The sequence below is a fragment of the Streptomyces sp. NBC_00878 genome, assembly GCF_026341515.1.
In the GTDB taxonomy this organism is placed as follows: Bacteria; Actinomycetota; Actinomycetes; order Streptomycetales; family Streptomycetaceae; genus Streptomyces.
In genome coordinates this window covers 389,374-408,654 of sequence record NZ_JAPEOK010000001.1, presented here as the reverse complement: position 1 = coordinate 408,654, position 19,281 = coordinate 389,374, and the positions used below count along the sequence as shown (strand labels likewise).

General features: G+C 70.7%; 16 protein-coding genes. 6 read left to right on the top strand and 10 right to left on the bottom strand.

What is annotated here, in order from left to right; all coding sequences use genetic code 11:
• Positions 1–7 precede the first annotated feature (7 nt).
• The 4 genes from OHA11_RS01530 to OHA11_RS01515 form a co-directional block, all read right to left on the bottom strand.
• Positions 8–685, bottom strand: a complete 678-nt coding sequence (locus OHA11_RS01530) for a hypothetical protein (RefSeq protein WP_266491196.1) — start codon at positions 683–685, stop codon at positions 8–10.
• Positions 686–833: 148 nt separating this feature from the next.
• Positions 834–1,184 carry a UBP-type zinc finger domain-containing protein gene (locus OHA11_RS01525; RefSeq protein WP_266491194.1) on the bottom strand — a complete coding sequence of 117 codons (351 nt, stop codon included), beginning with the start codon at positions 1,182–1,184 and terminating at the stop codon, positions 834–836.
• Complete coding sequence (locus tag OHA11_RS01520) at positions 1,181–2,629, bottom strand: ATP-binding protein (protein ID WP_266491193.1); 1,449 nt, start codon at positions 2,627–2,629, stop codon at positions 1,181–1,183. The genes OHA11_RS01525 and OHA11_RS01520 overlap by 4 nt, the downstream gene beginning before the upstream one ends.
• On the bottom strand, positions 2,626–4,302 hold the full coding sequence (locus OHA11_RS01515; protein WP_266491192.1) for an FAD-dependent oxidoreductase: 1,677 nt from the start codon (positions 4,300–4,302) through the stop codon (positions 2,626–2,628). The genes OHA11_RS01520 and OHA11_RS01515 overlap by 4 nt, the downstream gene beginning before the upstream one ends.
• A gap of 181 nt (positions 4,303–4,483) precedes the next feature.
• Between OHA11_RS01515 and OHA11_RS01510 the strand changes: the two genes are divergently transcribed.
• Positions 4,484–5,311, top strand: coding sequence for a DUF1206 domain-containing protein (locus tag OHA11_RS01510; RefSeq protein ID WP_266491191.1), 828 nt, complete (start codon positions 4,484–4,486; stop codon positions 5,309–5,311).
• 61 nt (positions 5,312–5,372) lie between these two features.
• Here OHA11_RS01510 and OHA11_RS01505 read toward each other — a convergent pair whose 3' ends face one another.
• The 3 genes from OHA11_RS01505 to OHA11_RS01495 form a co-directional block, all read right to left on the bottom strand.
• Positions 5,373–7,820, bottom strand: coding sequence for a GH92 family glycosyl hydrolase (locus tag OHA11_RS01505; RefSeq protein ID WP_266491190.1), 2,448 nt, complete (start codon positions 7,818–7,820; stop codon positions 5,373–5,375).
• Positions 7,821–8,092: 272 nt separating this feature from the next.
• The gene (locus OHA11_RS01500) at positions 8,093–9,244 is read right to left on the bottom strand and encodes a S1 family peptidase (protein WP_266506862.1); all 1,152 of its coding nucleotides are present in this window, start codon (positions 9,242–9,244) and stop codon (positions 8,093–8,095) included.
• Between the two features lie 307 nt (positions 9,245–9,551).
• The gene (locus tag OHA11_RS01495; RefSeq protein WP_266506860.1) at positions 9,552–10,850 is read right to left on the bottom strand and encodes an endo-1,4-beta-xylanase; all 1,299 of its coding nucleotides are present in this window, start codon (positions 10,848–10,850) and stop codon (positions 9,552–9,554) included.
• Between the two features lie 474 nt (positions 10,851–11,324).
• On the opposite strand from OHA11_RS01495, the gene OHA11_RS01490 reads away from it, so the two are divergent.
• From OHA11_RS01490 to OHA11_RS01475, 4 genes are all read left to right on the top strand, one after another.
• A complete protein-coding gene (locus OHA11_RS01490) occupies positions 11,325–12,083 on the top strand; it encodes a L,D-transpeptidase family protein (RefSeq protein WP_266491189.1) in 759 nt (252 codons plus the stop codon).
• Between the two features lie 110 nt (positions 12,084–12,193).
• Positions 12,194–12,892, top strand: a complete 699-nt coding sequence (locus OHA11_RS01485; protein ID WP_266491187.1) for a response regulator transcription factor — start codon at positions 12,194–12,196, stop codon at positions 12,890–12,892.
• Positions 12,889–14,769: a cell wall metabolism sensor histidine kinase WalK gene (locus OHA11_RS01480; protein WP_266491186.1), complete on the top strand. Its 1,881-nt coding sequence runs from the start codon at positions 12,889–12,891 to the stop codon at positions 14,767–14,769. Before OHA11_RS01485 ends, OHA11_RS01480 begins: the two co-directional genes overlap by 4 nt.
• 83 nt (positions 14,770–14,852) lie before the next feature.
• Positions 14,853–15,035 carry a hypothetical protein gene (locus tag OHA11_RS01475; RefSeq protein ID WP_266491185.1) on the top strand — a complete coding sequence of 61 codons (183 nt, stop codon included), beginning with the start codon at positions 14,853–14,855 and terminating at the stop codon, positions 15,033–15,035.
• A 24-nt stretch (positions 15,036–15,059) separates the two neighbouring features.
• On the opposite strand, the gene OHA11_RS01470 is transcribed toward OHA11_RS01475, so the two are convergent.
• The 3 genes from OHA11_RS01470 to OHA11_RS01460 all read right to left on the bottom strand — a co-directional run bounded on the left by OHA11_RS01470 (position 15,060) and on the right by OHA11_RS01460 (position 18,008).
• Positions 15,060–15,281 carry a hypothetical protein gene (locus OHA11_RS01470; RefSeq protein ID WP_266491182.1) on the bottom strand — a complete coding sequence of 74 codons (222 nt, stop codon included), beginning with the start codon at positions 15,279–15,281 and terminating at the stop codon, positions 15,060–15,062.
• A gap of 336 nt (positions 15,282–15,617) precedes the next feature.
• Positions 15,618–17,324: an ATP-binding protein gene (locus OHA11_RS01465; protein WP_266491180.1), complete on the bottom strand. Its 1,707-nt coding sequence runs from the start codon at positions 17,322–17,324 to the stop codon at positions 15,618–15,620.
• Between the two features lie 9 nt (positions 17,325–17,333).
• The gene (locus OHA11_RS01460) at positions 17,334–18,008 is read right to left on the bottom strand and encodes a response regulator transcription factor (RefSeq protein ID WP_266491179.1); all 675 of its coding nucleotides are present in this window, start codon (positions 18,006–18,008) and stop codon (positions 17,334–17,336) included.
• Positions 18,009–18,372: 364 nt separating this feature from the next.
• Between OHA11_RS01460 and OHA11_RS01455 the strand changes: the two genes are divergently transcribed.
• A complete protein-coding gene (locus OHA11_RS01455) occupies positions 18,373–19,170 on the top strand; it encodes a VOC family protein (protein ID WP_266491178.1) in 798 nt (265 codons plus the stop codon).
• Positions 19,171–19,281: the final 111 nt, after the last annotated feature.

The following is a 19,281-nucleotide window of genomic DNA, read 5'->3' as shown; positions in this document are numbered from 1 at the left end:
GGTGCCTTCACCGCCGCTTCGGCAGCCTCAGCGACTCCGTCACACAGTGCTGGACGTAGGCGAAGGACTCCTGCGCGCCGAGTGTTCCCGCGTCCACGGTGAGTACGCGCCACGGAGTGTCCGCGAGAAGCCGACGGGTCAGCTCCGCCTCGAAGCGAAGGTGAGCGGCGGCCGACGGGAGATCGTGAACCGCCCGGGTGCCGGGGGAGCCGGCGAGCTTCCCGACGTACCAGTCCTCCCAGTCGGCCTCCTCACGCTCCACGGCCCGGCGCAGTGCGGTGGCCGGGTCGTCGTGGACGTACACCACGGTGACCTCGGCAGGCAGCACCGCGCGGGTCAGCTCCTTCACGACCCGGACGAGGGTGCTCTCGTCGTGGCCCCACGCCACGAGGGACGGAACGAAGGGCAGGAGCGCGTCCGTCACCAGGTAGTCCCTGCCCGCCGCGAGGGACTCCTCTACGTAGGCGCGCGTTGACTCGACGAGGGTCTCGGGCCGGACGTCGGAGGTCCCGTCCGCGAACTCCTCGGCAACCGGCCGGAACGCGGGCCGGGCGAGGATGTCGGCCTCCTCGAAGTGGTCGACCGACGCGCCGAGCCCGGCCAGCCAGTCGGCCAGGGCCCGGCACAGGGTGGACTTGCCGACTCCGGGGCTGCTCCCGATGACGGAGACGAGGTGCGCGGTCATGGCCGCAGTCTGGCACCCGTGCGCTCCCCTCGGCCGGGGCGGGGCAGGCGAGCGGGAGGGTGGCCGCGAAGGCCGCGCCCGCCTCAGCACAGCGTCCGCGCCCACCTCAGCGCAGGGTGGGTGTCCGCCTCAGCGCAGCGCGGCCACGTCAGCGCAGCGTGTCCGCCCAGTTCGCCGGAACCCGTCCCGCGGGTCCGGGCGTGGGCTGGTCCGCCGGGTGGGCGAGCGGCGGGGCGAGGTCCGGACCGGACTCGTACAGCTCGGACGTCTCGAAGTTCCAGAACCAGCGCTCGCCCGGCTCGAAGCTGCGGATGAACGGATGGCCGGTGGCCTGGTGATGGGCGGTGGCGTGCTTGGCGGGGGAGTCGTCGCAGCAGCCCACGTGACCGCACTGCGCACAGCGCCGCAGATGGAACCACCAGCCGCCCGCCGCATCGCACTCGACGCACCCCGCGCCGCTCGGCGGGACGCTGGGGTCGATTCCGTCCGGCGTCGTCATGAGGCCTCCTCAGGGGCGTCGGGTTCGGCGGCGGTGAGCGGGAGGAAGACCTGGAAACGGGTGTCGCCGGGTTCCGAGTGCACCTCCAGATGCCCGTGGTGCTTGTTCACGACGATGCGCCAGGAGATGTCGAGCCCGAGTCCGGTGCCCTCGCCCACGGGCTTCGTGGTGAAGAACGGGTCGAAGATCCGGCCGCGGATCTCCTCGGGCACGCCGGGCCCGGTGTCACGGAACTCGACGAGCAGCCGCTCCCGTTCGAGCGCGGTGCGTACGGTCAGTACACCCTCGCCGCCCATCGCGGAGGCCGCGTTGTCGATGAGGTTCGTCCACACCTGGTTCAACTCGCTCGGGTAGGCGGGGATCCTGGGCAGCGTACGGTCGTACTCCTTGACGATCCTGATGCCGGGGCCGATCTTCCCGGCGAGCATCATCAGTGTGCTGTCCAGGAGTTCGTGCACATCGGCGACCTGGTAGGGCGCGCGGTCGAGCTGGGAGTACTGCTTGGCCGCGTTCACGAGATTCGAGACCCGGGTCGTGGAGTCCTCGATCTCGTTCATCAACAGCTCGGTTTCCACCGTGTAGTTGAGCCACCTGATCGCGCCTTCGAGCGTCCCCTCGTCCACGGTCGCCGCGACCTGGTCCAGCCAGTCGGTGTCGAGGCCCGCCTGCACGAACGTCGGCGCGAGCTGCCAGCCGCCCGCGATGCCGCGGTCGTCGAGCCAGTCGGCGAGCGCGTCCTCCCGGTCGGAGGCTTCGAGCGGGCTCAAGGGCGTGGACTTGGCGACCTGTTCGGCGGTGCGCTCCTGGATCTCGACGAGCTGCTCCAGCGCGGCGCGCGCGTACGAGCCCGTCGCTATCAGGCCGAGCTTGTGCCGCATCCCGGCCACCCGGTCCCGCAGCGCGGACGTGGCCCGTACGGCCGCCGCGGCCGGGTTGTTGAGCTCGTGCGTCAGCCCGGCCGACAGCGAGCCCAGTGCCAGGAGCCGCTCGCGCTGCCCGATGGTCCGCTGGGTGTTCTGGCTGCCGAAGAACAGTCCTTCCAGCAGGTGCACGGCCATGGGGAACCACTCCCGCAGGACCGCGTTGAACGTCTCCGCGGGCAGGATGAAGAACCGGGAGGGCACGGTGACCCGCAGGGAGCCCTTGTAGCTCGCGTCGTCCGAGGCGGCCAGATAGGCCTGCATGGCACCCGCGTACACCCCGCGCTGGGACGTGCGGCTGATCTCCACGTCGTCGCCGCCGACCCGGCGCGACATCACGACCGTGCCTTCGAGGAGCACGAAGAAGCAGGTGGCCGGTTCGCCCTCCTGGTACACGAAGCCGGGCTCGAACTTCTCCACGCGCCCTTCCTGGCACAGCCGTCCCAGCTGTTCGGCGTCCAGCTTCTCGAACAGGAAGAGTGTGCCGAGCTCGGCCGCGTCGCACGGCATCGGCTGCCCGCTCACGACTGCTCCAGATACCGGTGGACGAGCATCACGGCCATGGCTCCCTCTCCGACGGCGGAGGCGACCCGCTTGGCGGACTCGGCGCGGGCGTCACCCGCCACGAACACTCCGGGCACGTTCGTCTCCAGATGGTACGGCGCCCGGTCCAGCTCCCAGTCGGGCGGCGGCTGTCCGCCGACGGCCAGGTCGGGTCCGGCGACGATGAACCCGCGTTCGTCCCTCAGCACGGTGCCGTCCAGCCAGTCGGTCAGCGGGGCCGCGCCGATGAACACGAACATCCACTGCGCGTCGACGAGTTCGGTGTGCCCGCTCGCGACGTCGCACAGGGTGAGCTGTTCCAGGTGGTCGGAGCCGTGCGCCGCCTCGACGACCGTCCCCGTACGGACGTTGATGTTCGGCGCACCCTCGATCTGCCCGATCAGGTAGTGCGACATCGACGCGGACAGGGAGGAGCCGCGCACGAGCAGGGTGACCGACTTCGCGCCCCTGGACAGGAACATCGCAGCCTGGCCTGCGGAGTTCGCGCCGCCGACGATGTACACGTCGTGCCCCTGGCACGAGGCCGCCTCGGTCAGCGCCGAGCCGTAGTACACGCCGCACCCGGTCAGGCCATCCGTGCCCGGCGCCTGCAGCTGCCGGTACGACACACCGGTCGCCAGGATCACGCAGTGCGCGGAGATCGCGGAACCGTCGGAGAACCGCACGGTCCGCGAGGAACCGTTGACCTCCAGCCCCGTCACCTCGCGCGCGGTCAGGATCTCGGCGCCGAACTTCGACGCCTGACGCCGGGCCCGGTCGGTGAGCTGGGCCCCGGACACGCCGTCCGGGAAGCCGAGGTAGTTCTCGATCCGTGAGCTCTGGCCCGCCTGCCCGCCGGTCGCGGAGCGCTCCACCAGCACGGTCCGCAGTCCCTCCGAAGCCCCGTACACCGCCGAGCCGAGCCCGGCGGGTCCGCCGCCGATGACGATGAGGTCGTAGAAGTCCTCGGCCGGTGTCGTGGCCAGCCCCACCTGGGCGGCCAGCTCGGGGTCGTCGGGCTCGACCAGCACGGCCCCGTCCGCGGTGACCACGAGCGGCAGCCGCTCACCGTCCTGATCCGCGCAGGCCAGCAGCCGCTTGCCCTCCGGCTCGTCCGACGAGTACCAGCGGTACGGCACCTGGTTGCGGGCCAGGAACTCCCGTACGTCCGACGAGCGGGCCGACCAGCGGTGCCCGACGACCTTCGTGATCGGCACCGCCCGGTGGTCGGAGGTCCGCCAGGCGTCCAGGAGCTCGTCCAGGACGGGATAGAGCTTCTCCTCGGGCGGGTCCCAGGGCTTGAGGAGGTAGTGGTCGAGGTCGACGACGTTGATCGCGTCGATGGCGGCGTTCGTGTCCGCGTACGCGGTCAGCAGCACGCGCCGCGCGCCCGGGTACACGTCCAGGGCCTGCTCCAGGAACTCGATGCCGTTCATCTGGGGCATCCGGTAGTCCGCCAGGATCACCGCGACGAGATCACCGCGCAGCTTCAGCTCCCGCAGCGCGTCGAGGGCGCTCTCGCCCGACTCGGCGCGCACGATCCGGTACTCCTCGCCATAACGACGCCGCAGGTCACGGGCCACGGCACGCGAAACCCCCGGATCGTCGTCCACGGTCAGGATGACGGTCCGTGCCGCGTCCGTGCCCTGTGCCATGCGTCTCCCACCCCGAGCGGTCGGCGTCCCGGTGCGGCCCGACTGCCATGCCGCCCCGGTGCATGCCCATCGTATGTTCGATCGTCCCGCTTCGCTCCGAAACCGGGAGGTACCGCACGGGCGGCGCCCGCCCGGGTGTCGTACGGCCGGGCAGGGGCACCTGCGAGAGCGGGAGGCAATGATGAACGCAAGCACGTTGACGCGAGGCGGCCGGGCGGGGAAACGCAAGGCTGCCCCGGCGATCGAGGGCGCGGCCCGGGCAGGATTCACCGCGCGCGGTGTCATCTACCTGCTGGTGGGCCTGCTGGCGCTGCAGATCGCCTTCGGCGGCAGCGGCAAGCAGGCGGATCAGGGGGGCGCACTCCAGGAGGTCGCCGGGAAGCCCTTCGGTGAGGCCGTGCTCTGGGCGCTCGGCATCGGGCTGGTCGGTATGGCGCTCTGGCGGCTGTCCGAGGCGGTCTTCGGCGCGGCGGGCCCCGACGGCCACAAGGGGAAGAAGAGGCTGGCGTCGGCCGCACGAGCCGTGTTCTACGGCTTGGTCGCCTACTCCGCGCTCTCCTTCGCCGCCGGTTCCGCCGGGAGTGGATCGAGCGACGGCAAGTCCCGGGACGCGACGGCCAGAGCCATGGACCTGCCCGCCGGGCAGTGGCTCGTGGCCGCGGCCGGCGCGGCGATCCTCTGCGCGGGTGTCTGGATGGTGGTGCAGGCCGCGCGCCGGAAGTACCACAAGCACATGAGGCTCGGTGAGATGTCGCACCGGGTGCGCCGGACGGTCGACGTGACGGGCGTCGGCGGCGGTGTGGCCCGCGGTCTGGTGTTCGCCGTCGCCGGAGGCTTCGCGCTCCGGGCCGCCGAGGAGTACGAACCGGACAGGGCCAAGGGCGTGGACGACACTCTGCGCTCGTTCACCGAGACCCCGGCGGGGCCGTGGCTGCTGGTGCTCATAGCCGTCGGTCTGTTGCTCTTCGGACTGTTCTCGTTCGCCATGGCCAGGTACCGCAAGGTCTGACGGGCGTCTGCACGGGTGGTGCCCCGGGTCCGACCGGACCCGGGGCACCACCCGTGCCGTGTCAGCGGGGCAGTCCTTCGGGCGCGGTCGCCCAGCCGGTGTCCGGCTGCCGCGCGAGGCCGAAGGAGAGCGTTCCACCGTTCCGCAGGAAGCGGGCATCCGTCCAGGAACGGTCGTACGCACGGCCGTTGAGCCGGACACCACTGACGTACGGATGGTCGGCGTCGGCGGTGGGCGCGTCGATGACGATGTCACCGCCACCCCGCCGGTCGACCACGGCGTGCGGGAAGAGCGGGGCGCCAAGGAGCAGGTTGGCGCTGCCCGGGGTCTGCGGATAGAGGCCGAGCGCCGAGAAGACGTACCAGGCGGACATGGTGCCGAGGTCGTCGTTGCCGGGCAGCCCGGCAGGTCCGGTGCCGTACACGGTGTCGAGGATCTGCCGGACCGTCTCCTGGGTCTTCCACGGCTGACCGAGCGCGTTGTAGAGCCAAGGGGCGTGAATGCCGGGCTCGTTGGTCGGGTCGTACCGCAGAGCGTCACCACCCTTCACCGACCAGGAACCGTCGGGCTTGTGGAAGAAGCCGTCCAGCCGACGTGCGGCCGACTCGCGTCCGCCCATCGCCTCGGCGAGCCCCTGCACGTCCTGCGGCACCATCCACGTGTACGTGGCGCTGGTGCCCTGGGCGAAACCGCGATCGCTGCCCGGGCTGAACGGAGTGACCCATGAACCGTCGAGATTGCGGGCCTGGATGTAGCCGTTGGTGCCCGCCCCGTCGGTGGCTCCCGGGTTGAAGACGTTGCGCCACCAGCCGCCCCGCGCGGTGAAGGCGGCGGCCTGCTCATTGAGGCCCAGCAGCTTCGCCCAGCGGCCGAGTGCGTCGTCGGCGACCGAGTCCTCCAGGGTCTCGGCGGCACCGCCCCAGCAGTGGCAGACGTCCTGCGCCGCGTACTGGGAGGTCAAGTACTGGGCGAGGTTGGGCCGTTGGCCCGTGCACTGGCCGGGGCAGCCCGCGTCGGAGAGCCCGTCGGGGTGCGGCACGGTGGCCTGGCGGGCCAGGGAGTCGAAGGCGCCGCGGTAGTCGAAGTTGCGGACCCCCATGGCGTAGAAGGTGGCGAGTGTGGCCGCCGTCGGATCGCCGGTCATCACGTGGGTGGGGCCGTTGATGTGCACCCAGCGGTCCCACACCCCACCGTTCTGCCGTGCGAAGTTGTGGAGGGACTGGGCGAAGTCCCCGGCGATCCGCGGCTTGAGCAGGGCGAGCAGCTGTATCTGCGCCCGGTACTGGTCCCAGCCGGAGAAGTTGCTGTACTGCGCCCCCTGCCCGTGCTCCACGCGATGCGGCTTGCCGTCCATGCCCGGATAACGGCCGTCGGTGTCGCTGACCAGGTTCGGCTGCATCAGCGAGTGGTAGAGCGCGGTGTAGAAGGCGGTGCGCTGGGCCGTACTGCCACCCCCGACGCGTACGGAACGCAGCTCGCGGTCCCAGGCCCGGCTCCCGGCCGCCGCCACCTCGTCGACACTCGTCCGCGGCGCGATCTCCTGGCGGAGGTTGGTTTCGGCACCGGCGAGACTCACGTACGAGATGCCCAGCCGCATGCGGACATCGTTGTCGGACGCGGTGTCGAAGCCGACCCAGCCTCCGGAGCCGCGGCCCGCGCGGTCCGCACCGGTGGCGTACCCCTCGCCGCCTCCGCCCGAGACGGCACCGGGGGAGAGGGCGCCGTCCTTCCACGTACCCGCAGAGGAGAACGCGCGGTCGAACGAGGCGCTGAAGTAGAGCCGGTAGTAGCTCTTGCGGTTGTTGACGCCGCCGTTGGCGCGCCGCCCGCAGAACGCGCCGGTCAGTACCCAGCCGCTCACCTTGCGCTTGGCCCGGTCGATCTCGACGTGGGCGTCCTCGCTGCCATTGAGCGAGTTGGAGACCCGGAAGAGCAGGTTGGCGGGCTTGTCGGCGGGGAACGTGAAGTCCGCGACGCCGGCGCGCCGGGAGACGGCGAGATCGGCGCGGGCACCGGAGTCGAGCCCCACGGAGTAGCGGCCCGGTACAGCCCGCTCGTCGGCGTGTGAGAAGTTCGCGGCGTAGACGGAGTCCGTGGTGTCGGCCGAGGGCGACGACGTGACGTCCCCGACGAACGGCATGATCGGTACGTCGCCGGCGGCCCCCGGGTTGCAGCCCGCGCCGTTGACGTGGGTGAGGCTCAGCCCGCGCAGCCGGGTCGCGTTGTACTCGTAGCCGTTGGCGGCGCCCGTGCTGGTCTGGTCGCCCCGGGTACTGGTCGGCGACCAGGCGATCATGCCGTACGGGAGGGTGGCACCCGGGTAGGTGTTGCCGCCGTTCGTCGAGCCGATGAGCGGGTCGACGAACGCGGTGGGCCGCGCCGGGGCCTCGGCGACGTCGGCCGCCGAGGAGACCGGGCCGGGCAGTGCGGCGGCGAGCGCGGTGGTCAGCGCGAGGACGGCGGCTCTCCTGCCGAACCTCCGCGCCACAGCGGTGGATCTGTGGAGCATGTAACGGAACCTTCCGTCGGTGACGGGCAACGGGGCCCGGCTGCCCGTCGGGGGACCGGTCCCGTGAAGTGCCGCCGAGCGTAGGTCGTTGGGACGCGGGGTGCACCGACGGAGGTGGCAGGCTCGGTGAACGGGCGGTGAATCAAGGGCTCTTCGGCCCCCAGGTGGTGGGCGGGGTGGCCCGGGCGGACGGCAAAGGGCTCCGTCACCTGGCCGGTGACGGAGCCCGTCGAGGCGTACCGTGGAACAGCCGTACCGCGCAGCCCGCCGGATCAGGCCGTGTGGAGCGTGAGGCCGTACCGGTTGAGGATCTCGTTGATGGGCTGGAACCAGGTCCGACCACCGCTGGTGCAGTCGCCATAGCCGCCGGAGGTGACCCCCTGCGCCTGGTCGCCGCTGATGAACGAGCCGCCGGAGTCGCCCGGCTGCGCGCAGACGCTGGTTCCGGTCATCTGATGCACCGCGCCCTGGCTGTAGTTGACGGTCTCGTTCTTGCCGAGCACCGTGCCGCAGTGCCAGTGCGTGGTCGACCCCGACCGGCAGATGGAGGCACCGACGGGCGCCTCGGCGGATCCGCGGACCAGTTGGTCCGAAACGGTGCCCCAGCCGAGCACGACCGGCACGGTCCACCAGCCGCTTCCGACGTTGACCCAGGCGTAGTCGTTGTCCGGGAACGAGGAGCCCTGGATGTTTCCTATGTAGGAGCGGTCCCAGCCGCTGACGCTCTGGCCCGCCCCGCCGCAGTGCCCCGCGGTGACGAAGCCGCCGTGCACCGAGAACCCGATGGAACAGCGGACGTTGCCGGTGTAGAAGGGGTCGCCGCCGACCGTCCCGGCGGCGAAGGTCTCGGGCGCCTTGGCAGCCTCTTCGACGGTGACGGGACCCGCCGCACGGGCCTTCGAAAGGAACTTCTGGACGTCGTTGTCGGCACGCTGCGCGGCGGCGACGGCCACGACGACCGAGCTGGCCTTGGCGTCGACGTGCCAGCTGCTGACACCCTCGGGCGCGTCCAGCTTGTCGATGCGGGCCTTGGCCGCGTCGAGCTGTCGCGCGCTGTACTTGACGGTACGGACACTCGCGCCGGTCTCCCGTACGGAATCGACGGCGGCGTCGGAGGCGCCGGCCGTGACGGCGACGGTCAACTTCCCGCTCTCGGCGTCGAACCAGGAGCCGCCGTACGCGGCTCCCGCCGCGCGCCGCGCCGTCGGCTCGACGGCCGTCGCGGTCTTCTCGGCGGCGAGCCGAGCCTCGGCCTGGCTCTTCGTCAGGCCGAAGTCGCGTTGCATGGCGTCGAGGAGCGCGGCGGAGGCCGGAGCGCCGGAGGAACGGGCGGGTTCGGGGGCGTCGGCGGCCGAGGCGGGTCCGGCGGCGACGGTCGCCCAGGTGCCGCCGACGAGAAGGAGGGCGGCAAGGCCGGTGCGCATGGTCGTGGTGCGTCTCAAGGCAGTAGCCCTTCGTTGTTCCAGCAAGGTGGGGGAGGAACAGCTGAACTGTGAGAGCGCTCTCATTTCATGGCGGAGCAGAGCCTAGCGGCACTTCATGGTCAGGTACATACCAACTGTCGTGCTCTCTCGGCGGGTGTGTCGACGGGCGCGTCGGCGGATCCACCGGAGGGGTGCCGGGTGCTCGTGGACTCCGTGCGCACGCCGGGACGGGTGGGCATGGCGCGACGGTCGCAGTCGCCGCGCCATGCGTTGTCCGCCGCCGAACTCCGGGCTGTGCGGGGCTCGCTCAGGACGCGGAACAGGAACCGACCGAGGGGGCCGAGGAGTTGCCGTTCTTCATGACGGTGAACCCGAAGCTCGTCGACGCTCCGGCCGCCAGACTCCCGTTGCCGTTCGGCTTCATGGTCATGACGTTGCCGCTGGAGTCCCAGCTGGGCGTGCCGTTCCAGGTCGCGGAGACCTTCTGCGGGGAGGTCACCGTGACGGCCACCGCCCAGGCGCTGATCGCCGAACCGCCCGCGGTCACGGTCACCTCGCCGTTGAAGCGGTCGCTCCAGTCGTCGGTCCTGCTGTACGTCACGGTGCAGGCGGCGCCACCACCGCCGCCCGAGCCGGTCCCGCCGAGCGCGGTGAGCACGGCGTGGTAGGCGGCCTTCTTGGCGTAGTTGTTGTCGAACAGCAGGGGAGTGCCACTGGCCCGCCACGAGTACTTGTCCGTGACTCCCCAGACGGTGATGCCGGTACAACGGGACACGCCCAGACAGGCGTTGACCACGTTGGTGTAGCTGGTCGCCTGAGCCGTGCCGGAGCCCTCGATGTCGAGCTCGGTGATCTGTACGTCGACACCGAGGTCGGCGAAGCGCTGCAGGTTCGCGCGGTAGTCGCCGGGCACCGGGGACGCGCTGTTGAAGTGGGACTGGAAGCCCACGCAGTCGATGGGCACACCGCGCGCCTTGAAGTCCCGCACCAGGTTGTAGACGGCGTTGCTCTTCGCGTTGACCCCGTCCGTGTTGTAGTCGTTGTAGCAGAGCTTGGCCGCGGGATCGGCGGCGCGGGCGGTGCGGAACGACTCCTCGATGAAGCCGTTGCCGAGCTTGTCCTGGAAGGGTGAACTGCGCCGGGCACCGCTACTGCCGTCCTGGAAGGCCTCGTTGACGACGTCCCAGGAGTGAATCCTGCCCTTGTAGTGCTGCATGACCTGGGTGATGTGGTGGTTCATCGCCGTCCTGAGGTCGGCGGCACCGAGTCCGCCGACCCAGCCGGGCAGTTGCGAGTGCCACACGAGGGTGTGCCCGCGGACCTTCATGCCCCTGCTCTGGGCGTGGCTGACGATCTGGTCGGCGGCGCCGTAGGTGAAGGAGTTGCGGGTCCTTTCGACCGCGTCCCACTTCATCTCGTTCTCCGGAGTCACCGAGCTGAACTCCGTGTTGAGCGTCGCGGCGTACGGGGCCTCGCCCAGGTGGTTGGCCGCGACCGCGGCGCCGAAGTACCGGCCCTTCTCCGCCGCCGCGGCGCCGAGCGTGCCGGCGGCCTCGGCCGTCCCCGCGAGCGTGGTGACGCCGGCCGCGGCGAGCAGGCCCGCCATACCGATCACCAGGGCTCTTCGGGCACGCGACGGCCGGAGCGCAGGCGCGGCCGCGGGATCTGTGAATGTGCGGCTGATCATGTCGTCCCTTTCTGTCTTCGCCGAAAGTTTCGAGCATGTTTCCGAATGGCTGCGCAGACCGTACGGCTGACCCCGGGCAGCGTCAACGCCCCGTACCGGAGCGGATTCTGGATGGCTCAAGATGGCCGGGCCGAATGTTTCGAAGCAACGGACGCCGCCGGCACGCGAACGGTTCGGTTCCTCCATTTGCCACACCGGAAGCTGTTCCTGGAGCCGGGCATAGGCAGGATGTGGGTCCGCGAAGAACTTGTCGCCCTGCAAGGAGGACACCCGAGTGATTCCGCCGGGCTGCTCCCTCCGCGACTTCCGCGCCATCCACCTCATCCACGACTTCTGCGTCACCGATCGAACCGACCTGACAAGTTCCTCAAATGTGCCGGTCAAGGTCGACGCATGATCACACCCACACACGGTGCCGTGCGCCGCCCTGTCGCCGTCCTGGCCGCTGCACTCCTCCTCGCCGGCTGCGGCGGAGGCGGAGCGATGACGACAGCGGATCAGCAGCCCGGTGCGACACCGCAAGGGGGCAGCACGGGTGCACCCCGCGTCTCCATGGACGTGGCCCCACAGCAACTGCCCGGCCTGGGCCCGAAGACCTTGGCCCAGGTCCCCCAGAAGACCCGCCAGGCCGTGGTGGTGACGGGCCGGGGCAAGAACTCACCGATCTCCACGGTGGTGTTGTACGAGCGCACGGAGTCCGGCTGGCAGGCCGGGGCAAGTTGGCCCGCGCACAACGCCCTCAAGGGCTGGACCGACCACCACGTGCTGGAGGACCTCCGCTCACCCATCGGCGTCTACGCGCTCACCGACGCGGGCGGCCTGCTCCCCGACCCGGGCGCGAGCCTCCCGTACGACCAGTCCAGTGCCTTCACCATCGGTGGCAAGGGCTTCGAGGGAGAGCCCCTCGCCGGCTCGTTCGACTACGTGATCGCCATCAACTACAACCGCAAGGCCGGCACGACACCGCTGGACTGGACCCGCCCTCTCGGGGCGGACCGGGGCGGCGGCATCTGGCTGCACGTCGACCACGAGGGACCCACCCACGGCTGCGTCAGCCTCCGGAAGGAACACATGAAGGCACTCCTGCGCGCCCTCGACCCCGACCGCGATCCCGTGATCGTCATGGGCGACGCGGCCGCGCTCAGACGCTGAGCCGCACACCTGACCAGAGCGGAAGCAGGTGGTTGTGAGGAACGTGTCAGGGTGTGGGAAGCCCCTCACGCCCGGTCCCACCACGGCCTCGGCCGCTTAGCATCAGGCCCGTGTGCGCACATGTGATGGTTGCCGAGGACGACGAGAAACAGGCGGAACTGATACGCCGCTCCCTGCTGAGCGAGGGCCACACCGCCACCGTGGTCCACGACGGCCGGGCCGCCCTTGACGCGGTCCGGCAGCGCCGCCCCGACCTCGTCGTCCTCGACCTGATGCTCCCGGTGATCGACGGCTTCGGCGTCTGCCGGGCGCTGCGCCGGGACGAGGACATCCCCGTCCTCATGCTCACCGCGCGCTCCACGGAAGCGGACGTCCTGCTCGGTCTCGAACTCGGCGCGGACGACTACATGACCAAGCCGTACAGCCCGCGCGAACTGATGGCCCGCATCCGCACCGTCCTGCGCCGCAGCGGGCGCCAGGCCGCCGGACAACGCGAGGACCCGGTCGTACGGGCCGCCGGGATCACCGTGGACCCGGTACGGCACGAGGTCGCGTGCGACGGAGCGCCGGTGGACTGCACTCCGGCCGAGTACGAGATCCTGCTGGCCATGGTCGCCGAGCCGGAGCGGGTCTTCTCCCGGCAGCAGCTGCTGCACCGCACCCGGGGCATCGACCGGTCCTCGACCGAGCGGGCCGTCGACGTGCACATCATGAACCTGCGCAAGAAGCTGGAGGCGGATCCGCGCAGACCTGTGCGGCTGCTGACCGTCTTCGGCGTGGGATACAAGCTCAGCGGGGACCGCGGATGACCGGCGCGATACCGCTGCGCAAGCGGCTGCTGGTCCGGCTGCTGATCACGTCCGTGCTGATCGCCATGTGTTCCGTGGCGGCGACGGCCTGGCTGGCGGTGCAGACCACGACCCGGGCGATCCAGGAGGAGCAGGGGCAGGTATTGGCCGAGGACATGGACATCCTCCGGCAGTTGAGCGGTTACGCGGCCACCCATCGTGACTGGTCCGGCGTCGAGAAGACCGTCCGCGCGATGTCGGACAGGTCAGGGCGGCGCATCGCTCTGACGACCCAGGACCGCACGCCGATCGCGGACTCCGAAACCCGGAACACGGCCCTGCCGCCCAGGGCCGCTGCCGTGGTGGATCCCCTGCACACCGACACCTTCACCGAGCCCGGAGCACAGCGCACCGGCATCGATCCGCGCGCGGTGGGTCCGTACCTGCTGCCGCCCGCGGAGCGCAAGCGCGTGCGTCAGCTGGCCGAGAAACGCCGGCACTGCTTCTCGGAGAACTACGTCGACACCAGCATCACGCAACTGCCCAGCGGCCGCTCCGTCCTCACCGACGAGGGGGGAACTGTGGACGGAGGCGCGGTACCGACGCCGTGCGCCGACGGCCTGCTCAACACCCCTACCGCGACGGAGGAGAAGGCCCTGGCGGAACTCACCACGTACGCCAAGGGCTGCCTGGACGGTGTCGACCTGACACTCCCCGCACCCTTCACCGTCACGGCCGGCCTCAAGGTCAAGCCCCTGCCGACGAAGTACCTCGGCGCGACGGACGAGCAGATAGCCGACCAGAACAAGAAGGCGGAGCAGTGCGTCGACCGCGCCCGACGTCGGCAACTGGATCCCTACGTCGCCCCGGCCGCCGAACTGTTCCTCGGCCGCGGCGACAGCGCCGCCCCGCACTTCGACATGTCCGCCGCCAACAAGGCCAAGGTCACGGGCGTCGCCGGCCTCGTCCTCGCCCTCACGGTGGCCGTGACCGCGCTGGTCGCCACCCGGCTCGTACGGCCGCTGCGCGCGCTGACGCACGCCGCCCAGCAGCCACCGGAACAGCACGTACGCGTGCCCGTGACCACCCAGGACGAGACGGGCATCCTGGCCGTCGCGTTCAACGACCTGACCGAGCGCCGCGAACGAATGGAGGCGCAGCGCAAGGCGATGGTCGCCGACATCGCCCATGAACTGCGCACGCCGCTCACCAACATCCGCGGCTGGCTGGAGGTGACCCGCGACGGCGTCGTCGCCCCCGACCACGAGCTGCTCGCCTCCCTCCACGACGAGGCGATCGTGCTCCAGCGGGTCATCGACGACCTCCAGGACCTCGCGGACGCCGACGCGGGCACGCTCAGGCTGCACCGCGAGCCGGTCCGCGCCGACGAACTGCTCGAACAGACCGTCGCGGCGCACCGGGTGGGGGCCGAGACGGCGGGAGTCCGCCTGAGCACGGCCGTCAACGGCTCAAAGAGCTCGAACGGTTCGGCCGGCTCGGACGATGCGAACCGCTCCGACGGTTCGACCGGTTCGGGCGGCACGCTGTGGCTCGACGCGGATCCGGTCCGTATGCGGCAGGTGCTGGGCAACCTGGTCTCCAACGCGATACGCCACACGCCCGCCGACGGCACGGTCACGCTCTCCGTCCGCCGCGACGACGACGCGGTCCTCTTCGAAGTGGCCGACACCGGCAGCGGTATCGCCCCGGAGGATCTGCCCAGGGTCTTCGAACGGTTCTGGCGGGCGGAGAAGTCCCGCAGTCGGCGCACCGGCGGCAGCGGCCTGGGTCTGTCGATCGTGCGTCAGCTCATCACGGCCCACGGCGGTACCGTGGCGGTCACCAGCGAACCCGGCACCGGGTCGGTCTTCACGCTGAGGCTGCCAGGCATCCGCTGACTGGTGGTTCCGGTACCAGGATCCGCGGTCCTGCACACAACAGTGATCTGGTTGCTCCGGCACCGATGGCGCACTGTGACCCCATGAACACCACCAAGCACCCGGAGGTCAGGTCCCGCGTGACGCCTCTGCGCCGCCTCATCGGCGGCACGTACGTCCCGCGTACCGGTCGGTCGATTCCCGCACAGTCCGCCGAGGAGACCCAGCGCGCCCGGAATCGGGAGCGGCCCGCGCGATCGGACGGTCGGTGTCCCGCGGGTGGCTGAGCGTCGTCCCTGTCCCGCCGCGATTCAGTCGTCCGCGGCGTGCACACCCGGGGTCAGGATCTCGTCCAGCACTTTGCGTACGGCCTCGTAGGCGTGCCCCCGCATCTCGGCGTCGCGTGAGCCGTCGGGATCGCGCTGCCTGAGGTCGTCGCTCCGCGCCTGCCACGTTTCCGCCTCCCGGGCGGCCCAGGTCCGAGCGCGCCGGATTCGGCGCAGGAGTTCGTCGGAGTCCACGACATCGGTCATGGCGTACGTGTACCCGCCGAAGCGCTTTCGACAGCCCGAACGCCTCGCAGATCCGGGCCTGGGCGCTCCGACCGGCTGTCGGCGTCCTGACCGGTTGTCGCCCCGACGGGGTGCGCGGCACAGCGGCGCACCCCGTCGGACGGCTGTCTCTGCACCCCACCGCGTGAAACCCGGTGGCCCACCGCAACCGATCACACACCGACCGTAAGGTCCAGCCAGCGGCCACCAGGCCGCCGACCTGCGCTCTCCGTCAGCACAAGCGCCGACTCCCGGGGGTCCGGTCCATACCGCCGTCGGGGTACGGCGGGCCGGGCCGGGCCGCCGTACCCCGACGGGTCAGCGCTCCAGGAGGTCCAGCAGATCCGCGAGCGGCAGTGGCTTGGCCAGGTGGGCGTCGAAGCCGGCCTCGTGGGCGAGCGTACGGTCGGTGTCCCGGCTGAAGCCGGAGACCGCGACGAGGCGGACCCCGGCGCCGTGCGGACGGGACCGTACGGCGCGGGCGACCGTATAGCCGTCCATGTCGGGCAGCCCGAGATCGCACAGTACGACGTCGAAGAGGTGGGCCTCGGTGGCCGTGACGGCGTCCGTGCCCGTGTGGACGACCGTGACGTGATGCCCCTGGCGCTCCAGCAGGGAGCGGTAGGTCGCGGCGAGGTCCGTGTTGTCCTCGACGATCAGGACGACCAACTGCCGCTGCGCACGCGCGGCGGCAGCGGGGCGGGCCGGCTGGGCCGCGTCCGCCGTGGCCGTCGGCAGCAGCGCGCGGAACGAGGCGCCCTTGCCCGGCCCGTCGCTGTGCGCGGAGATCCGGCCGTCGTGGAGTTCGACGACCGTCCGGGCCACCGCGAGCCCGAGGCCGAGCCCCTCGGGAGTGCGCGGCCCGGTGGGAGCCGCCCGCATGAACACCCCGAACAGTTCCTCGGCCTGCCCGGGTTCAAAACCGATCCCGTCGTCTCCGACCGTGATCTCGGCCTGCCCGTCCAAGGACGACAGGCACACGTCCGTACGGCCGCCCGGCAGTGTGTACTTGAGCGCGTTCGACAGGAGGTTCGTCAGTACCTGGGCCAGCCGCAGCCGGTCACCGTCGACGAGCACCGGTCCGTCGGGCAGCCGGACGTCGAGGGCCCGTCCCTCATGGCCGAACAGCCCACACATGTCGGCGCAGGCGCTCTCGACGACCGACCGCAGATCCACCCGCTCGCGCACCAGATCCAGCCGCCCGGTCACCGCGCGCGTGCCGTCCAGCAGGTCGTTGCTCATCCGGGCCAGAATGCCGAGCTGCCGCTCCAGGACGGAGAGCGCCGGATGGCCGCCCGGCAGGTCGAGCGCCAGCAGCTCGGTCGCCGCGGTCGCGGCTGCCAGCGGATTGCGCAGCTCGTGCGAGAGCGTCGCGATGAACCGGTCCTTGGCCCGCTGCTCCTCCTGCAACTCCCGCCCAGCGGCGTCGAGTTCGCCGTTCACCCGGCGCAACTGCTCGTTGACCTCCCGGATCTCCCGCGCGCGGACGAACAGATCGATCTCCATGCCCTCCGCGCGCATCTGCGCCTCGGCGGCCGCCCGCGCCCGCTCGTGCCCGGCCCGGCGCAGCCGTACGAACTCGGTGACGTCCTCGACCCGGTGGATGATGTGGGTCACCCGGCCGTCGGCGTCCAGGACCGGTGTGTTGACCGGGCTCCAGTAGCGCTCGACGAAGCCGGCCTTCGCGTCTGTCGCGTCCGTCGCGTCTGTCGGGATGTCGTACCGCTGCAGCGCCATGGTGTCCGTGCGGCTCGTGCTCACCACCGTCTCCAGGGAGCGGCGCAGGTTGGTGACGCCGTCGGCCGACGGGTCGTCGGGGTTGTCGGGGAACACATCGAATATGGGGCGTCCGACGATGCTCCGCCGCGTGCCCGTGGCCGTCAGATAGGCGCGGTTGACCTCGACGATCGTGAAGTCGGGGGTGAGGACGAGCAGCGGGGAGAGCGTGGAGTCGAACAGGCGCCGGAAATCCGGGGCGGGATGAGGGGCGGGATGCGGTACGTCGGACGGACGGCTCGTGGACATGGGCGGCCCTCACGGATCGAGTCGGTATCCATAGCCTCGCACCGTGGTGATCCTCGGTGCGGGCGCCGGGAGGCGGGAGAGTTTGCCGCGCAGCCGGTACACGTGCTCGATGACCGTCGCGGGCTGCTGCCAGGACGCTCCCCAGATCAGCTCCAGCAGTTGCCCGGCGGAGAAGACCCGCCCGGGGGAGCGCACGAGGACCTCCAGGAGGGCGTACTCCTTGGGGCGCAGGTGCAGCGGGACACCCGCCCCGCGCGCCTGACGTGCGGCGGTGTCGACGCGCAGCGTCCCGACGTCGAGGACGGTGGGCAGCTCGGGCGGCTGGGAGCGGCGCAGCACGGCACCGATACGGGCCACGAGTTCGCGCTGTGAGAACGGCTTGACGAGATAGTCGTCGGCGCCGATCTCCAGGCCCGCCACCCGGTCCGTCTCGTCGCCGCGACCGCTGACGACGATGACCGGAAGTCGACTGGTGGAGCGCAGCGCCCGCAACAGCTCAAGACCGCTGCCGTCGGGAAGTCCCAGATCGAGGACGACGAGATCGATGCCGCCGTCGTACATGACGGCCTTGCCGGCCCGGGCGTCCATGGCCCATGTGACGGTGAAACCCTCGCGCTCCAGATAGGTACGGCACATCAGTGCGAAGTCGGGATCGTCCTCGATCAACGCGAGGTGTGGACGCACTCGTCATCACCCGGCCCAACTGCCGCCCGCACGTTGTGTCGCTGGTGAGCGGGCGTTGATGCCCCGACCATGTGGCGAAGGTAGAACAGTAAGCACCCACGGTTCAAGGGGGAGCCGCCCGGGGGAGTTCCGGCGCGGGCGCGTGCGGCGCGGGGAGCGTAAGACGCCGCACCAGCCCGTGTCGGAACATCGGTCATCACTGGTCATCACTGGTCATCGTCGGTCACCACCGGTCGCCCTGAGTGCGGCCGCCAAGTGGCGAAACTGACTTACAGCACGTATTTCGGGGCATTCGCCGCGCGCGTCGGGCGGCGGCTGGCTAGCGTGACAAGTCAGAGCCTTCAATGACGAGGGAGTCAGTGTCATGGCCGTACAACCTGAGGGAACACCGTGCTGGGCCGACGCGATGTTCAGCGATGTCGAGGGTGCCAAGAGTTTCTACGGTGACGTGCTGGGGTGGACGTTCGGCGAGGCCTCGTCGGAGTACGGGAACTACACGCAGGCCTATGCGGACGGCAAGGCGGTGGCCGCCGTCGTGCCGCCGATGCCCGGAGCCGAGGGACAGTCGGCCTGGTGTCTGTACTTCGCGTCGCCGGATGCCGCCGCCACCGCCGAGAAGGTCCGCGCCAACGGCGGCCAGGTCCTGATGGAACCGATGAAGGTCGGCGACTTCGGCACCATGGCGCTGGCCCAGGAGCCGAGCGGCGCCGTCTTCGGTGTGTGGGAGGCCGGCGCGCACGAGGGCTTCGAGGCGAAGGCCGTGCCCGGTGCCTACTGCTGGGCGGAGGTCTTCACCAGGGAGCCCGAGAAGGCGGACGCCTTCTTCGCCGCGCTCTTCCCTTACCGGGCGCAGCAGATGGAGGACGACGCGATCGACTTCAGGATCTTCAACGTCGGCGAGGAGACGGTCCTGGGCCGGATGAAGATGACGGAGGAGTTCCCGCCCGAGGTGCCGTCCTACGTCAACGTCTACTTCACCGTCGAGGACTGCGACGCGGCCGTGGCGAGGGCGACCGAACGCGGCGCGATCCTGCGGTTCGGCCCGATGACCAGCCCCTTCGGGCGGTTCGCGGCGCTGAGCGATCCCCAGGGTGCGTCGTTCTCCGTGATCGACGTCTCCACGACCGAGGGCGAGATGCCGAAGCTGTCCGACGTGTCCTGAACGCGGGCGCGTACCCGGGCCACGTGGGCGAGGGCGGGCCCGTCCTCAGGACGGCCCGCCGGCCCCGGTACGGGTTCTGGCCACGGTGAGTTAGTCTCGTGCACCGGCTCA

What these genes read in the sequence shown, in the direction of transcription:
- OHA11_RS01530 (WP_266491196.1), bottom strand. Translation starts at nt 685, where the DNA reads ATGACCGCGCACCTCGTCTCCGTCATCGGGAGCAGCCCCGGAGTCGGC.
- OHA11_RS01525 (WP_266491194.1), bottom strand. Translation starts at nt 1,184, where the DNA reads ATGACGACGCCGGACGGAATCGACCCCAGCGTCCCGCCGAGCGGCGCG.
- OHA11_RS01515 (WP_266491192.1), bottom strand. Translation starts at nt 4,302, where the DNA reads ATGGCACAGGGCACGGACGCGGCACGGACCGTCATCCTGACCGTGGAC.
- OHA11_RS01510 (WP_266491191.1), top strand. Translation starts at nt 4,484, where the DNA reads ATGAACGCAAGCACGTTGACGCGAGGCGGCCGGGCGGGGAAACGCAAG.
- OHA11_RS01505 (WP_266491190.1), bottom strand. Translation starts at nt 7,820, where the DNA reads ATGCTCCACAGATCCACCGCTGTGGCGCGGAGGTTCGGCAGGAGAGCC.
- OHA11_RS01500 (WP_266506862.1), bottom strand. Translation starts at nt 9,244, where the DNA reads ATGCGCACCGGCCTTGCCGCCCTCCTTCTCGTCGGCGGCACCTGGGCG.
- OHA11_RS01495 (WP_266506860.1), bottom strand. Translation starts at nt 10,850, where the DNA reads ATGGCGGGCCTGCTCGCCGCGGCCGGCGTCACCACGCTCGCGGGGACG.
- OHA11_RS01490 (WP_266491189.1), top strand. Translation starts at nt 11,325, where the DNA reads ATGATCACACCCACACACGGTGCCGTGCGCCGCCCTGTCGCCGTCCTG.
- OHA11_RS01480 (WP_266491186.1), top strand. Translation starts at nt 12,889, where the DNA reads ATGACCGGCGCGATACCGCTGCGCAAGCGGCTGCTGGTCCGGCTGCTG.
- OHA11_RS01475 (WP_266491185.1), top strand. Translation starts at nt 14,853, where the DNA reads ATGAACACCACCAAGCACCCGGAGGTCAGGTCCCGCGTGACGCCTCTG.
- OHA11_RS01470 (WP_266491182.1), bottom strand. Translation starts at nt 15,281, where the DNA reads ATGACCGATGTCGTGGACTCCGACGAACTCCTGCGCCGAATCCGGCGC.
- OHA11_RS01465 (WP_266491180.1), bottom strand. Translation starts at nt 17,324, where the DNA reads ATGTCCACGAGCCGTCCGTCCGACGTACCGCATCCCGCCCCTCATCCC.
- OHA11_RS01455 (WP_266491178.1), top strand. Translation starts at nt 18,373, where the DNA reads ATGGCCGTACAACCTGAGGGAACACCGTGCTGGGCCGACGCGATGTTC.